The sequence below is a fragment of the Natrarchaeobaculum aegyptiacum genome (genome assembly GCF_002156705.1).
Classification (GTDB): Archaea; Halobacteriota; Halobacteria; order Halobacteriales; family Natrialbaceae; genus Natrarchaeobaculum; species Natrarchaeobaculum aegyptiacum.
This window is the reverse complement of record NZ_CP019893.1, coordinates 2,908,192-2,922,416: the sequence shown is the minus strand read 5'-3', so window position 1 is coordinate 2,922,416 and position 14,225 is coordinate 2,908,192. Positions and strand designations below refer to the sequence as shown.

Here is a 14,225-nt window from a genome sequence, read left to right as displayed (position 1 = left end):
TCAGTTCAGCAGTGATTTCACACTGCCGAGCAGGGAGTTATCACCGAAGTACTTCGAGTCGAGGTCGGAGAGATACGCCCCGTCCTCGTCAGGAGCATGGTAGTCCGGATAGAAGTCGACCTCCTCGTAGGCCAGTGCAGCAGCAATGTGACCCAGACCCAGGATCCGATACTTCTCAGGTGGCTTCACACCCATTCGAACGAAACAATCCCGGATCTGACACGCCAGATCGAACGACAGCCCGTGCTGGAACTGCTCGAGCGTGCCGGGATCGACCGGTGGTTCCTCGAACCGAGCGTCGGGTTCCCTGTCGGGTTCGATCGCAGTCGTTACCTGCTCGATGCCGTCGTGGTCGAGATACGCCATATGCAGTTCGGAGGTCGTATCGACGTAGAAGCCCTCGGCTAACTCTGCCAGCTCGTCCTCGTCGGAGCGGTCGAACAACTCCGTAGAGAATCCCGTCCATGCGTCAAGGCCATCGTCGGTTAGTCCCGCTAGTGGCGTCTTCGTCGGTGCGTGCTCGTCTAAATCGAGTCCAAACTCCGCAGCGAGCTCTCGAGCGTCATCCGCAAGGTCGGTCTCGAGGGGATCGAGACCAAGATAGACGTGCTTGCGATAGAGATGGTAGTCCTCGTCTTGCGAGTCTGCCGGCGGGTGAAGGACGCGCTCGGTATCGTCGTCGTGGTGACTTTTCAGTTGCTGGTAGAGATCACCGAAGTGATCCTCGAACTCCTCGAGGTCCATCGAATCGATCGCCGACCGAACCGCCTGCAGGTGGACGGGGTTTTTCCACTTCGGGGTGACTGTGTCGTAACCCCGATTCAGGAAGACGTAGTACTGGGCGTAGCGTCGGGCTTGCTTGCCGTACTCGCTTTCTTCTCGAGTACGCTTTTCGGGTTTTTGTGAATAAGCTTCAGACTCATGGGCATAGATTTCACCAGTATCTTTGTGCATTTCGACCTGATGTTCTGTCCCATTGTTATCGATAACACGAGTGCCAATGTCGTCTTTATCTTCACCGATTATTTTTGCCTTCATCGAACCACCTCAAAATTTCGAACCCTCGCTCCATTCGTCATCCTCATCCCGGCCACCGAGCCAGCCTGGCAGGCGGTCGCGCAAGGCACCAGCCTTCTCATGGACGCGACCAGATGCCATTTGCTCGGCAGTCTGACCGATGGCAGGGCTGGTATCGAGCATGCCTTTAGTGGCAGCCCCAGCCAGACCGGCTCCAATAATCGCCCCCAGCGGGCCTGCCAGCCCTAACGCGGCAATCCCCGCGCCAGTCGCTAATCCGGCTCCACTCGAGAGGGCGTCCTTTCCAGCCTCGGAGACCATCTTTCGTTTGGTCGAGGCGGGCCGGATCTGTTCGGAGACGTACTTGCCGAGTTCGGACACCTGCTCCTCGAGATTTTCGACTCGGTCTTCGACCGAGCCCTCGGTGGCCCCCATCTGAGCGTAGCTGTCGGCTTCACGCTTCTGATCGTTTTTCAGCGTTTCGTGGTTGACCTTCGCGAAACTTGCCACAGTACTGCCGATATCGGCGATGGCCCCCGTAAACCGCTGGACGTGGATTTCGGTGTCGGCCATCTCGCCCTCGAGGCCGGTCTCCCAGCCGCGCATGACCTGGCCGGCGATCTCGTCGGCCTCGCGTTCGGCGGCCGGGTCGGGGTCGACCTCCATCTCGACTTCGGTTTTGGGCATCATCGAGATGGGAGCGTCGGGTTGCTGCAGCGTGTGGACGACCTCGTGGGCGATGAGATGCTGGCCTTCCGGACTCTCGGGATCGTACTCGCCGGAGTTGAACACGAGTGTGAACGCCGACTGCCAGCCAGGGATACGTGAGTTGTTCGTCGTCGGCTGCGGCGACGCGACACGGGATTCGACACTCATGAATGCTGTCTGCAGGTCTGGGTTAGGCCCTGTAGCCTGGAACGTCGGTGTTCGGATCGGCGTAGTCGGGGTAACAATCGAAGTGGCGGTACTTCTGGGCGAATTTGTAGAGGCCATGACCAAGCACGCGGTACTGTGCGGGCGGTTCCTCGCCCATCCCGACGTAGCAGTCTCTGATCTGGCAGAGCAAGTGTTCCTCGATTAGGGGCCGGAACTGCTCAACTGAATGCGCAGGCATCGGCGTGAACTCGAGGCGGGCATCGGGTTCTCGATCAAACGGACGATTGCCTTCGACGACGCGGTCGTCATTAGTGTCCTCGTAGTACAGCAGGTGGACATCCGAGACTGCCTCGACAGAGAACTCCGGCGGCTCGATGTCGCCGGACGCCGCTCGCTGCTGAACTTGGCCGGCGAAACTGGCGACCTTCTGTCGGAGGCCTCCACTGTCGGTCTGAGATTCGACTTCGTCAACAATCGTCGCCAGTTCGTCGCTGTACGCGTCCGCGGTCGCTCGGACCTCCTCGAGATCCTCCGCGAGGTAGACGTCGAGCATGTAGAGTCTAAACTCCTCGCGATCGACGTACTCGAGGGAATCGACCGGTGGGTCGACTGACGGATCGTCGTAGCTAACCACTTGCCGGTGGAACGGCTCGAACAGCGACTCGAACTGATCGTCGTCCATCGTGTGGACGGCCGCGAGTACCGCAGCGATCCGATCCGGGTTCATACGCGGCTCAATCGTGTCGTACCCTGTTTCTCGGTAGACGTGATATTTTGCATAGCGGCGAGCCTGAGTGATGCGTTCGTCTTCGGTGTTGGTGCGTTCAGAGGGATTATCAGGATATTCCTCCTGATTGTGATAGACAATTTCGCCATCAAATAGCATCTCAATTTTATGTTTTTCTCCGCTGGCGTCAACCACTTCTATTCCTACACCTTCGTCTGTCTCACCTGCGATATTGGCTTTCATACTTCAGAAGATTCCCAGAACACTATCATCTTCGTCTTCAGTTTCTTCTTCTTCCCGGCTCTTGTGCTCGTCTTCGTCACTCTTGGCTCGCCACTCGGAGAACCACGCTTTGGCGCGCTTTTTGAGCGCGGAGATGCCTTCTTTGCCGCCAGTGACCTTCGCGGCGGTGGTCCCGGCAATGACCGTTCCGAGAACGGCGTCGGCGTGGGCATCGCCAGTGAGGTTGCCGAGAAGGCTTTCGACGCCAAGGGCGTCAGCACCAGCATGCTGAGCTTGGGTGAGTGCGGCACCGACGCTGCCCCAAATACCGGCCGCGCCAACTTTCTTCGCGACCCCGTCGTCGCCCGAACCGTCCAGTTGTGCTTTGAGCTCGTCGGTCCGATCGGCCAGTGACTTCAACGGCTCCAGCTCACTTAGTGACTCCTCGATGGCACTCACCCGGCCGGCCAGGCCCGCGCCACCTTCTGCACCTTTCACTGGAGCACCGGCAGGCATCCGCTGAATGTGGACGTCCGTCCCCATCCGACTCACGACCAGCGGCTCCTCACCGGAGAGTGCCTGCTCGGCCGCCGCGTCGGCCTCCCGTTCTAACTGCGGATCAGGGTCAATCTCGAGATCAGCGCCCTCCTGGGGCATCATCGAAATCGGCGCGCCACCGTTCTGTTGTGTGACGTGGGCGAGTTCGTGCGCGAGCAAGTGCTGACCCTCCGGACTTTCGGGGTCGTACTCGCCCGAATTAAACACGATATCGTTCCCGCAGGTAAACGCCTTCGCGTCGATCGCCTCAGCAGCTTTCGCTGCAGTGCCGCCCGTGTGAATGCGCACGTCCGAGAAATCGGCGTCCATCCGCTCCTCGAGGGCGCGCTGGACGGGCTGATCCAGCGGTTGGCCACCGTTGCTCAGCACGTCCAGGACCTTGCCGGGCACCTCGTCGATGGTCGTGTCGGTTCCCTCGAGCGAGCGCTGAATCTGACCCTCGTCACGACCGAATAGTCGTGGAACCGCCGAATCAGCGAGATCCACGGCCGCAGCGGAGTTGTCGAGTCTGGCCGGGGCGAGGTGAGTCTCGACCTTGGCTGCATCTTGCTCGAGTGCGGCGGCCGCCAGGAGTTTAGAACTTCCATTTTGTAGAGCGGCCGACGAGGACGTTGTCTCCGCTGTCTTCGCCTGTGATTTGTCGCTCGTCTCGTTGTCCGAGTCCGATTTCGAGCGCGCGTTCCGAGAACGCGTCCAGTCTGTCATCGTCTACGCCTCCGGGCGCGGTTGGTGCGTCCGTACTTGGGGGTTCGATTGGACATGCTCGCCTTGATTTCTATTCTAACACGAACACCATAATTCTTTTCGTGCTAACTACATTCTGTAAGAACATATGGCAGTGATACGTGGTTGGAGAGATGGAGAATTACCCCTTCTAGCCGAGGAATAATTGGAATGCGATGAATATGTACACCGACGCCGGAGACCACTTGCGCGCGGAGTTCGAGCGGATCGGCACGGTTCTCGAGTGTGTCGTCGAGACGGAAATCCGAGGCGAGGAGTCCAACGAGCCGGGCCGTCTCGTCGGTGAGACCCGTCTGGCCACGTTCACCGGAGCTGAGCCGCCACCCACGACGGATGCCATCGAAACGGCACAACAGAGAGCCGAAACGATCGAAGAACGCATCGCCGAGAGCCGCGACGAAGCTATCGCACTGCCGCTGGACGACCTCTGCCGGACGTTCGACCTGTCCCGGGAAGAGAAAGACGTGTTGTTGTTCGTCCTCGCCCCCGAAATCGATCGGTCGATCACCGATATCTACGGACGGCTGGATGGCTCTGGACAGGCACTGTTACCCACGGTCGCGATCGTCGAGCGACTGCTATGGTACGCAGGCCACCGGGAGACGACCCCGACTGGCGACCGCCACGACGCGCTCTCCCAATCCACGCCGCTATTCGAGTACGGCATCGTCGACCGAACGGCAAGAGAGGACGCCAGTCCGTCGAGGCTCGACGTCCTCTCCGTCGACGACCGCATCGTCGAGTTTCTTCAGGGAGACGATAGCCTCGATTTGAGAGTACGGACGCGCCTCGAGCGGGAGACCCGAATCCAGGACCAGCCACTGACGATCGCAGACGCAGACGCGTCGCTCGAGGAGCTGCTGATAGCCCCGGCGTGTCGGGCGGAGCTGGAGGCACTGCCCGATCCCGATGGTCGGGGCCGGCGCGTCTACGTCCACGGCCCAGAGGGAGCCGGAATGCACCGTGCTGTGGAAGCCGTTTGTGAGAGCGACCGGCTGCTTCGGGCCGACCTGCGGGCGGTCCTCGCAGCCGACGCCCTCGAGGCGGTCGTCCGCGAGGCGCGACTGGTCGGCCTCCCGCTCGTCCTCCACCACGCCGACCAGGCTGCTGCCGACGCGGATCAGTCACTCGAGGCGATCGTCCACCGCGTCGGCGACCTCGAGACCGACCTCTACGTCGTCGGCCGGGAGTCGTGGACGCCGTCGAACCGACGGGACCGAACGCTGGACGCGATCCAGTCGTTTTCGCGACCGACTATCGCACAGCGACGGGAATTCTGGACGGACCGGGCTGACCAGTTCGCGGCGGATATCGATCCGGAACGGCTGGCGAGCACGTTCGATCTGACCCAGGGACAGCTGGAGGCGGCGCTGACGACAGCTCGAACGCTGGCTGCCGACGGCGAGCCGACCGTCGACGACATACGCGCCGGCTGTCGCGCCCAGTCCGCCGACGCACTCGAGGACCTGGCACAGCACGTCGAGCCCGACCTGTCGTGGGACGACATCAAACTCGGCGACGAGACGAGACGCCAACTCGAGACCCTCGAGGCCCACGTCACGAACCGTGGGCGCATCTACGACGACTGGGGATTTCGCGACCGCGACAAGAACGCGGGCGTCGTCGCCCTGTTCAAGGGATTGCCGGGGACCGGGAAGACGATGGCCGCCGAGGTGCTGGCAAAGGAAGTCGGGATGGACGTCTACAAGATCGACCTCTCGTCGGTCGTCTCGAAGTACATCGGCGAAACCGAGGAGAATCTCGAGGAGATCTTTCAGGCCGCAGAACAGTCGAACGCGATCCTGCTGTTCGACGAGGCCGACTCCATCTTCGGCGACCGGGCGGAAGTTTCCGACGCGACCGATCGGTACGCGAACGTCGAAGTGAACTACCTGCTCCAGCGGATCGAACACTACGACGGCATCATCGTGTTGACGACCAACTACGCACAGAACATCGATACCGCCTTTTCCCGGCGTATCACGCATACGATCCGCTTCGAGAAACCCGACGCAGCGACGCGACGGGCGATCTGGGAGTCGATTTTCCCACCGTCGATGCCCGTCGAGAACATCGACACCGAGTGGCTCGCCGACTTCGAGTACAGCGGCGGGACGATCGACAACCTCGCGAAACACATCGCGATCTACGCCGCCGAGGCCGACGCCGAGACGATCACGATGCGACACGTCGTCGAAGCGCTCGAACAGTACAAACGCGACCGAAACAGTCGGATTCAGGACCGTGACTTCGAACCGTATCTCGAGTATCTCCAGGGACCGACCGAACGAGAACAACAGCAACAACGCCACCGGATTCGCCACGATGAGAACTGACACCCGCCATCACCGACAATACCCGAACCGATGACGTACAGCGCCATAGCCGACGTGACGACGGCGATCGTCGAACTCTTGCGGGAGCACGCGGCGGAAGCGGCAACGCCACTCGATCCGTCCGGGATCGAAGCAGTTGCTCCTGATGCGGTCGATTCGCTCTCCGGGCTCGAACTCGCAGTGTATCCGTACCGGATTGCGACGGACAATCGGGGCCCCGGGGCCAGTCTCCCAGCCACGCATGATCTGACTGGCGATCTCGTCGGCTTCGCGTTCGGCCGCCGGATCGGGATCGACCTCCATCTCGACCTCTGTTTTGGGCAGCATCGAGATGGGTGTGTCGGGTTGCTGCAGCGTGTGGACGACCTCCCTGCCAGCAACGGCGCAAATTAGGTTCGACGTCTACTGTTCAGTGGGAGGAGGGTGTCAAGGGCAAGGGTTCACACTGTTTGAAATGGCGCTGGCGTGCTACCGGAGGCGAACAGCCGTTCCGTAGGCCATCACTTCCGAACCGCCGTCGGTGATCTGTGACGTCTCGAGGCGGACGTTGACGACCGCGTCGGCACCCATCTCCTCGGCGTCGGCCTCCATGCGAACGATGGCCTCGTCTCGCGCTTTCGAGAGGAGGTCGGAGTAGGCCTTCAGCTCGCCGCCGAACATATTTCGGATGCCCTGGGTGATGTCGCGGCCGACGTTTCTGGCCTCGACGGTGTTACCGCGGGCGATGCCGAGTACTTCGACGACTTCGCCGTCGGGGACCGTTTCAGTGTTCGTAACGTACATCGCCGGGAGATAGTTACCGAAATCACATAAGCTTCCTGTAACGTCCGCTCGGTCCCGATTCGGCGACAGCGGGCGACCGACAGCGACGCCGAACCCCGTCGATATATGATGGGTGGTCGGTAACGGTCGATCATGGACGTTCACTTCGACCACGCCGGGATCGCCACCGAGGACGCCCGTGACCTCGCCGCGCTGTACGAGGACCTCTTCGGCCTCGAGGCCGTCCACGAAGAGAAGTTCGACGGCATGCGCGTCGTCTTCCTCGACCTCGGCGACGGCTACTTGGAACTGCTCGAGCCCCTCGAGGAAGGAACCATCGCCCGATACCTCGAGAAGAACGGGCCGGGGATCCACCACCTCGCGCTGGCGACCGACGACATCGAGGCAGCACTCGAGCGGGCACGCGACCACGACGTGACCCTGATCGACGAGGAGCCGCGGCCGGGCGCGTGGGGGCACACGGTGGCGTTTCTCCACCCGAAGGATACCGGTGGCATCCTGCTCGAGTTCGTCGAGCATTGAGACGGGCTGCTGTACCGGGGTCCCGCCTCTCGTCGTTCCGTGACGCCATCGCCCAGCACCGCCACTGGGACCGAGATCCAGAGGAAGTTCCTGTCTAGATCACGTCCTGGCCGGCGACGCTGCAATTTGGGCAGGCGATCTGGACTGCGAGCACCACCGGTACGGTTCGATTTCTCGAGTCGAAGCCGGTGGAGCGGAGGCGAATTCGCTGCGACCCCGTAGCTGGCGACCGGCGTCGAAGTCGACGCGACTGCTCGAGCGGTTGGATATCTCTTCCGACCCCGCCGCGGGATTCAGTCGGCGTGCGAGCGGAACTCGCCGCTCTCGTCTCCGTTTGCACCCTCGAGTGCTCGGTGAGCGTAGAACGCGACCGAGAAGTCCTGCGGGCTGGGGATCGAACAGGCAAGCCACCCGATCATCGCCGCCGTGAGGATCGGCGAATCGGCCGCGATTCCACCGCTGAGTCCCAGTGCAAGCGGTGGGACCGCGAGTAGTGCGGGTGACAGGGCAGCAATCCTGAGAGTCCAGACCGGCTCTCAACCCGTCGGAATCGGCCGGACGGACGCCCAGGGACAGCTCGCCAGCCGTGGAAGGAGACCACGCCGACCGGAGAAGAACGAGACCTCGTACTCGATCCCAACGAGCCGAAGAACGAGTGCGTGTGCCGATTCGTGTGCTACCAGTCCCGCCACGAGCGTCGCGATCAGGACACAGCCAGCAACCAGTAGTTCGAGTTCGAGCATGTTTCGCGCATCGAAAGAGCCACCACGGCCGCTCGGCCGCTCGAGCCGCTTTCCACGTACACGTTCTCACGAACGGTGGCGGCAAGTCCGACAGGATTCACGTGTGAGTACATTAAAATTCGGAACTACCCGATCGTTCGGGCCGTCACGACAGTTCGGCCGATCGGTAGTACAGACGTTCGTGACCCGCTATCGCTAACGATTAAGTATGGTGGTCTGGTATGCCATACCATGGGAATGAGTGAATCACTCGAGTTCGGTCACGAGGACCGGAAACAGATCTACGAGTACGTCGAGCGCCACGGTGCGGTCGACGCCGAGGACGCACAGGGCGCTCTCGGGGTCGACCCCGGCGGGTTCCGCCACCACGTCGCGATCCTCAAACGCGACGGTCGCCTCGAGGAAACAGACGGAAAACTCCGGGTGACGATCGACGCCGGGACGGCCGAGGAGTACGTCACCGAGGACCTCGAGTTCCACATCAGACCGGCCAGACAGGAAGACCTGACGGGAATCGTCGGTGCGATCCGGCAGGTCGCCGAAGAGAAGACCTACATCGAAGCCGAAAGCGTCGCCGACGAAATCGACCATCAGGAGGCACTGCTCCGGCACAACGAACTCGAGTCCCGGATGTTCTTCGTCGCAACGGTCGAAGAGGAGGTGGTCGGCTGGGTCCACCTCTACGCGCCGGAAGTCGAGAAACTCTCACACACTGCCGAGTTGACCGTCGGCGTTCTCGAGGAGTATCGTGGGTACGGCATCGGCGCCCACCTCCTCGCACGCGGGCTCGAGTGGGCCGGCTCGAACGGCTACGAGAAGGTCTACCAGAGCGTCCCCTCGAGCAACGAAGACGCCATCGCCTTCCTCGAAGCTCACGACTGGGAGACCGAGGCGGTGCGAGAGGACCACTACAAGCTCAACGGCCACTACGTCGACGAGGTGATGATGGCGGTCGAACTCTAGGTAAAGAGGACCGACGGGGCTAACACCCTGGCCTCGAACCATCGACCAGATGGCAACGGCCCTGCGTGCGTTCCGGATCGCCTACGACGGCACACCCTTCCGGGGATTCCAGCGCCAGCCTCACGGCGAGACCGTCGAGGACGCCATCTTCGACGCACTCCGCCGTCTCGAGGTCCTCACCCCCGACGTCGACAAACCCGACGGCTACGCCGCGGCCGGCCGAACCGACGCCGGCGTCTCCGCACTCGCCCAGACGATCACCCTCGAGTCGCCCGAGTGGCTCACTCCTCGGGCACTGAACGCCGAACTCCCGGCGTCGATTCGCGCGTGGGCGAGTGCGCCGGCACCGCCCGATTTTCACGCCACCCACCACGCGAGCAGTCGAACCTATACGTATCACCTGTTCGCGCCACCCGACGGTGACTGCGATGACGACCGGTTTCGGGCTGCCTGTGACGCCCTCTCCGGCACCCACGACTTCCACAACCTCACGCCGGACGACCACAACACGGAGCGATCGCCGACACTCGAGGCGACCCGCGACGGTGACTACCTCGTCGTGACCGTCACTGCCGGCGGCTTCGCCCGCGAACTCGTCCGCCGCCTCGTCTCGCTCGCACACGGCGTCGCCACAGGAAAAGAACCGCTCGAGAAAATCGACCGCGTCCTCGAACCCGACCCCCTCCCCGGACACGAGGGAATCGCCCCCGTTCCGGCGGAACCGTTGATTCTCTCCCACGTCGATTACCCGGACCTCGCGTTCTCGGTGGACCCCGAAGCTGCCCACCGCGCTCGCGGAATCTTCGAGACGCGGGCTGTCGAGCGACGAACCGGCGCTCGCGTCGCAGACGAAATCGCAGGCGGAATCGTCACCGACGACGCGAGTCAGCCCGACGGATCGGAGTGACCGCTCGAGACGCGATTTCGGGCGACGGGGTTCCCTTCTGGACTCGAGTCGTCCGGCAGTGCTTTGAGGGCTGACGAACCACCGGATTGCATGGAACTGTCACCGGAAGAGTACGGCGCCTACTGGCGCGGGTCGGCCTACGTCGCCGCGGGCTTTCTGTTCGTGCTGTTGACCTACCGGTTCCTGATCACACACCTGCTCCAGTTCGGAAACCCGGGCGCGCTCGCCATCGGCTTCTTCCTGCTCGCCGCGGTCGTCTTCATCGGGACCTTCGTCGCCATGCTGGGCATCGCCCGCGTCGTCCGGACGGCGGTCGACGCAGAGATGCGTGGCTAGGGGGACATCGGAACGGAGACGAGAACGGCCGGGGCGAAGTCAGTCGGGATCAGACCGCGGTCGTTCCGTACCGGGTCGTCAGGTACGCACTCGCACCCGCGGCGAGTCCAGCGAGCACGGCCGCAACAACGGCGTAGATAACTGCGCCGAAAATGGCACCGATGACCTCCAGGATCGGGAGATCCAGACCATCATCAGCGCCATCTTCGGTGGAGTCAGTCTGGTCCTCGCCGGTCGACTGGTCCTCGGCAAACGGATTGTCACCGGCCGATTGCTCGTCGCCGAACGGATCGTCACCGTCACCCGGGAGTTCGCCGGCGCCAACTTCGTCTGACGCCGGTGCGACCAGGCCGACGGCGGCGACGCCAACCGTCGTCGCGACGACCAGCACGCCGATCATGACGACGACGCCGACCGCCGAACCGAGGGCCGCGACCGTGATCGCCCGGCCGCGGTTGGGGAACCGAACCGTCGACTCGACGCCGACGAGTCCCGCCAGCAGCACGTAATTGACCAGCCCAGCTATCGCGACTCCACTGAGGACGATCGTCACCTCCTGGAGGGTCAACAGTCCCTCGACCATCCCGACCATCGTGGTGTAGTCGACGCCGACGAGCCGAACGAGCGACACCAGTACCAGGATAGCCAGTCCGAAGCCGGCAGCGGCGAATACGCTCGCAAACTCACCAATTCCACGCTGGACGTCAGTTTCTCCGAGCCGGTCGACGGTGTCGTCGACGAATCGGGTGAGCACGTCACTCGAGTCGGCCGCCGTCGCGTTCTCGGACTCGTTCGTGGGAGTCTCCGCAGTGTCTTCAGGTTCGTCGGTGGTTGACTCAACGCCGTCGCCGGGTTCATCGGCGGGCGACCCGGTGGTGGCGCCGTGGTCGTCCTGGGTCGTCTCCACCTCGTCCGCGCGTTCGGGGCCCGTCTCCCCGGAATCGGTCGGCGGCGTGGCGTCCGGTGCCGTCGTCTCGTCGTCGTGTGCACTGTCGTCTGTCATCAGTTGATCACCCGTCGAATGCCGTTCGTGAGTGCTGCGGCCACACCGCCGGCGATCGCGCTCGCGAGGGTTCCAATCACCAGGATTCGCGAGAGTTCGTAGCCCTGTGGGGACATGCTGACCGACACCTCGAGCATCTCGACCATGGCGTCGGCGTACTCGCCGTCGACGAAGCCAGCCCCTGCGGATGCGAGGGTCGCAACGTCAGCCCCCGGCCCATACGCACCGCCGAGGATCATCACGAGGACCATCGCGACGAATCCACCGCCGCCGCCGAGCACACCGACGGCGAGTGCCCGGTCCAGCGAATAGCTGGCACCGGCTTTGCCACCGAGGTAGGCCGCGAACAAGGGGGCCGAAAACACGATGGCGTGACTCGCGACGTACGCGAGCAACGGGCCGACGATCGCTCCGGCAGCGAAATTGAGCAAGATCGTCAGTACCCCGTACCCGAGCCCCACGAGTCCAATGGCGTAGACCGCCGTCAGAACCGGTCGCTTCGTCTCCGGGTCCGTGATCGTGCCGGGAAGCCGCCCGAGAACGTCACCGACGTCCGGGCGTTCGTCTCGCCGTGCGTCTCGAGGCTCCGGACGGGAGGCACCGCTCGAGTAGCCGAGCGAGCCGGCACCTGCTCCGACGATGCCGATTCCCACGCCGGCGACGAGTAATTCGGCGAGGAATCCTTCGATCTCGAACCCGAGCGAAGAGACGACGACGTCGCTCCCGACGAGTCGAATCGCGACCACCATCGTCAACACGATCCCGACGTACCCGAGGTAGGAGCCGACACCCGAGGCAGACAGTGCAGTGACGTGATCGCTCGACCGTGAGCCGACGTACAGCCCGAGTCCCGCAGCGAGGATTCCCGAGGCGAAGAGCGTCTGCACGCCGAGGTACGACACGATTGCAGCACCGCCAACACCAACCTGGATGTCCCAGAGGAACAGCATCACGCCGAAGGGCAACGAGAGGACGGCCCCGATCGCGACGAACGTGAACGTGATCATCGTCACGTGGGCCTTCGATTCGTCGGTTCGAAGGGCATCGTAGACCCGTCTGAGCGTCCCCCTGGCTCTCCCTGTCCGGGGAGTGCTCTCGGCAGTCGTCTCCGTCGAATTCTCCATGATCCCGACCAGTCCGCAGACTGACAAATAAGTTTTGGCCCCTTGTCACCCGGTTTTGTCGATAACGTATAATTCCAATATAATTCAACATCCGCCAGATCGAAAGCGTTCGATCCGTCCGCCACGGCACCACCTCGATGGCTGGACAGCCGCTGTCGACGGGTGTCCGGAGAAACGCGATATCGCCGGCTCGACGGCGAACGTGTCGATCGAGTCGGTCGTTCGTCTCGTTCGACTCGAGTCACTCCGCCGGACCGTCGGCTGGTCCCCCGGTTCCCGCGGTCACCGATCCAGCTCGCCGCCGGTCGTACAGGGCGAGCGCGACAGCACCCAGCCCGAGGAGGAGCAGGAGGAAGTTCACGAGCCCGCCGAGGTACGGAATCTGCCCGATCAGCGCGGCACCGACGAGCCCGACCAGCAGCGCCAGCCAGCGGTTGTGAACGTCGAGGCGGCCGAGAATCCAGGCGGCGACCGCGAACCGGCCGTAGATGACGGCGATCCAGACGTACAGCGCGAACAGGAAGGCACCGGCGAATGCGATCGGGATCCCGAGGATCGTGATCAGCAACGCGACCAGCGCGACCGGGACGAGGACGAGCGCGCCGAGCCCGGCGAATCCGCTCCTGACCGGCGACGTTGCGACGCGTCGTGCGACGGTGGCCGAAAACCGCGGGAACACGAGCAAGAGTGCAGCCCCCAGCAACAGGTTGAGCGCCAGCGCGTAGACGCTAACCGCCCACTCGGCGAACGGCTGGACAGTCGGAATGCCCTCGGGTCCGATCGTCGGATCGTGGGTCACGTCGCCGGCGACGGCGTCGGTATTGCCCTCGAGCGAACCGCCGTAGGTCAGGTCGCCCTCGATGCTGGCCTCGTCACCGAGACGGACTGTTTCGGCACCCGCCGCGACGTCGCCGCCGATCGCACCGTCGATCTGGACCGTTCCGGCTCCGGCCTGCAGGGAGCCGTCGACCTCGCCGTCTTCTGCAATGAGAACGTTTCCAGCACCGGCGCTCACGTCGCTGGCGACCTCCCCATCGATGACGAGGCTCCCGGCGGCGGCGCTCACGTCGCCCTCGACCGTGCCGTGGATGCGCACGTCGCCCGCGAGGCCGCTCACGTCACCGGTGACGGTCCCACCTTCCTCGACGACGACGCTGCCGGCGACCCCCTCGAGGCTGTCGACGGTCTCGCCATCCTGGACGACGACGCCGCCACCGACGCCAGTCTCCGACTGGGCGACCGCGGTCGCTGGAACGGACGCGAGGAGGAGCCCGACGAGAAACACCACGAGTGCGAATCGGACGTACCGCTGTCTCATAGCGTCCAGCACACCGACGAGCGTGTTAATTGTGTAGGACAGTGGA

14 protein-coding genes and 1 pseudogene are annotated in these 14,225 nt (G+C 63.2%); 6 read left to right on the top strand and 9 right to left on the bottom strand.

From position 1 onward, the window contains the following. From B1756_RS14235 to B1756_RS14220, 4 genes are read right to left on the bottom strand one after another with little or no spacing between them, the layout of a single operon-like run. Nucleotides 1–1,038 carry a DUF7958 family protein gene (locus B1756_RS14235; protein WP_086889139.1) on the bottom strand — a complete coding sequence of 346 codons (1,038 nt, stop codon included), beginning with the start codon at nt 1,036–1,038 and terminating at the stop codon, nt 1–3. A gap of 9 nt (nt 1,039–1,047) precedes the next feature. Continuing rightward, a complete protein-coding gene (locus B1756_RS14230) occupies nt 1,048–1,893 on the bottom strand; it encodes an eCIS core domain-containing protein (RefSeq protein ID WP_228434385.1) in 846 nt (281 codons plus the stop codon). Between the two features lie 22 nt (nt 1,894–1,915). Next, a complete protein-coding gene (locus B1756_RS14225) occupies nt 1,916–2,863 on the bottom strand; it encodes a DUF7958 family protein (protein ID WP_228434384.1) in 948 nt (315 codons plus the stop codon). Nucleotides 2,864–2,866: 3 nt separating this feature from the next. Continuing rightward, nucleotides 2,867–4,105: an eCIS core domain-containing protein gene (locus tag B1756_RS14220; RefSeq protein ID WP_228434383.1), complete on the bottom strand. Its 1,239-nt coding sequence runs from the start codon at nt 4,103–4,105 to the stop codon at nt 2,867–2,869. A gap of 194 nt (nt 4,106–4,299) precedes the next feature. On the opposite strand from B1756_RS14220, the gene B1756_RS14215 reads away from it, so the two are divergent. Further along, nucleotides 4,300–6,480, top strand: coding sequence for an ATP-binding protein (locus tag B1756_RS14215; protein WP_228434382.1), 2,181 nt, complete (start codon nt 4,300–4,302; stop codon nt 6,478–6,480). Nucleotides 6,481–6,510: 30 nt separating this feature from the next. Beyond that, a complete protein-coding gene (locus B1756_RS19910; RefSeq protein ID WP_086889138.1) occupies nt 6,511–6,873 on the top strand; it encodes a Pvc16 family protein in 363 nt (120 codons plus the stop codon). Between the two features lie 75 nt (nt 6,874–6,948). Here B1756_RS19910 and B1756_RS14205 read toward each other — a convergent pair whose 3' ends face one another. Then, nucleotides 6,949–7,263 carry a YbjQ family protein gene (locus B1756_RS14205; RefSeq protein WP_086889137.1) on the bottom strand — a complete coding sequence of 105 codons (315 nt, stop codon included), beginning with the start codon at nt 7,261–7,263 and terminating at the stop codon, nt 6,949–6,951. A gap of 132 nt (nt 7,264–7,395) precedes the next feature. On the opposite strand from B1756_RS14205, the gene mce reads away from it, so the two are divergent. Further along, nucleotides 7,396–7,785 (top strand): methylmalonyl-CoA epimerase, encoded by a 390-nt coding sequence (gene mce / locus B1756_RS14200; protein WP_086889136.1) that lies wholly within the window; start codon nt 7,396–7,398, stop codon nt 7,783–7,785. 293 nt (nt 7,786–8,078) lie between these two features. Here the strand turns inward: mce and B1756_RS14195 are convergent. Further along, nucleotides 8,079–8,528: pseudogene (locus tag B1756_RS14195) on the bottom strand (hypothetical protein). 231 nt (nt 8,529–8,759) lie between these two features. Between B1756_RS14195 and B1756_RS14190 the strand changes: the two are divergent. The 3 genes from B1756_RS14190 to B1756_RS14180 all read left to right on the top strand — a co-directional run bounded on the left by B1756_RS14190 (nt 8,760) and on the right by B1756_RS14180 (nt 10,734). Further along, nucleotides 8,760–9,491 carry a GNAT family N-acetyltransferase gene (locus B1756_RS14190; RefSeq protein WP_086889135.1) on the top strand — a complete coding sequence of 244 codons (732 nt, stop codon included), beginning with the start codon at nt 8,760–8,762 and terminating at the stop codon, nt 9,489–9,491. 49 nt (nt 9,492–9,540) lie between these two features. Beyond that, complete coding sequence (truA, locus tag B1756_RS14185; protein ID WP_086889134.1) at nt 9,541–10,398, top strand: tRNA pseudouridine(38-40) synthase TruA; 858 nt, start codon at nt 9,541–9,543, stop codon at nt 10,396–10,398. 90 nt (nt 10,399–10,488) lie between these two features. Then, the gene (locus tag B1756_RS14180; RefSeq protein ID WP_086889133.1) at nt 10,489–10,734 is read left to right on the top strand and encodes a hypothetical protein; all 246 of its coding nucleotides are present in this window, start codon (nt 10,489–10,491) and stop codon (nt 10,732–10,734) included. 49 nt (nt 10,735–10,783) lie between these two features. On the opposite strand, the gene B1756_RS14175 is transcribed toward B1756_RS14180, so the two are convergent. The 3 genes from B1756_RS14175 to B1756_RS14165 form a co-directional block, all read right to left on the bottom strand. Continuing rightward, nucleotides 10,784–11,737: a hypothetical protein gene (locus tag B1756_RS14175; protein WP_086889132.1), complete on the bottom strand. Its 954-nt coding sequence runs from the start codon at nt 11,735–11,737 to the stop codon at nt 10,784–10,786. Then, entirely contained in the window at nt 11,737–12,861 is a 1,125-nt protein-coding gene (locus B1756_RS14170) for a hypothetical protein (protein WP_086889131.1), read from the bottom strand. Before B1756_RS14170 ends, B1756_RS14175 begins: the two co-directional genes overlap by 1 nt. Nucleotides 12,862–13,102: 241 nt before the next feature. After that, entirely contained in the window at nt 13,103–14,179 is a 1,077-nt protein-coding gene (locus B1756_RS14165; protein WP_086889130.1) for a bactofilin family protein, read from the bottom strand. Between the last annotated feature and the right edge of the window lie 46 nt (nt 14,180–14,225).

Coding starts and splice junctions, on each gene's coding strand:
- B1756_RS14235 (WP_086889139.1), bottom strand. CDS start 1,038: ATGAAGGCAAAAATAATCGGTGAAGATAAAGACGACATTGGCACTCGT.
- B1756_RS14230 (WP_228434385.1), bottom strand. CDS start 1,893: ATGAGTGTCGAATCCCGTGTCGCGTCGCCGCAGCCGACGACGAACAAC.
- B1756_RS14225 (WP_228434384.1), bottom strand. CDS start 2,863: ATGAAAGCCAATATCGCAGGTGAGACAGACGAAGGTGTAGGAATAGAA.
- B1756_RS14220 (WP_228434383.1), bottom strand. CDS start 4,105: ATGACAGACTGGACGCGTTCTCGGAACGCGCGCTCGAAATCGGACTCG.
- B1756_RS14215 (WP_228434382.1), top strand. CDS start 4,300: ATGAATATGTACACCGACGCCGGAGACCACTTGCGCGCGGAGTTCGAG.
- B1756_RS19910 (WP_086889138.1), top strand. CDS start 6,511: ATGACGTACAGCGCCATAGCCGACGTGACGACGGCGATCGTCGAACTC.
- B1756_RS14205 (WP_086889137.1), bottom strand. CDS start 7,263: ATGTACGTTACGAACACTGAAACGGTCCCCGACGGCGAAGTCGTCGAA.
- mce (WP_086889136.1), top strand. CDS start 7,396: ATGGACGTTCACTTCGACCACGCCGGGATCGCCACCGAGGACGCCCGT.
- B1756_RS14190 (WP_086889135.1), top strand. CDS start 8,760: ATGGGAATGAGTGAATCACTCGAGTTCGGTCACGAGGACCGGAAACAG.
- truA (WP_086889134.1), top strand. CDS start 9,541: ATGGCAACGGCCCTGCGTGCGTTCCGGATCGCCTACGACGGCACACCC.
- B1756_RS14180 (WP_086889133.1), top strand. CDS start 10,489: ATGGAACTGTCACCGGAAGAGTACGGCGCCTACTGGCGCGGGTCGGCC.
- B1756_RS14175 (WP_086889132.1), bottom strand. CDS start 11,737: ATGACAGACGACAGTGCACACGACGACGAGACGACGGCACCGGACGCC.
- B1756_RS14170 (WP_086889131.1), bottom strand. CDS start 12,861: ATGGAGAATTCGACGGAGACGACTGCCGAGAGCACTCCCCGGACAGGG.
- B1756_RS14165 (WP_086889130.1), bottom strand. CDS start 14,179: ATGAGACAGCGGTACGTCCGATTCGCACTCGTGGTGTTTCTCGTCGGG.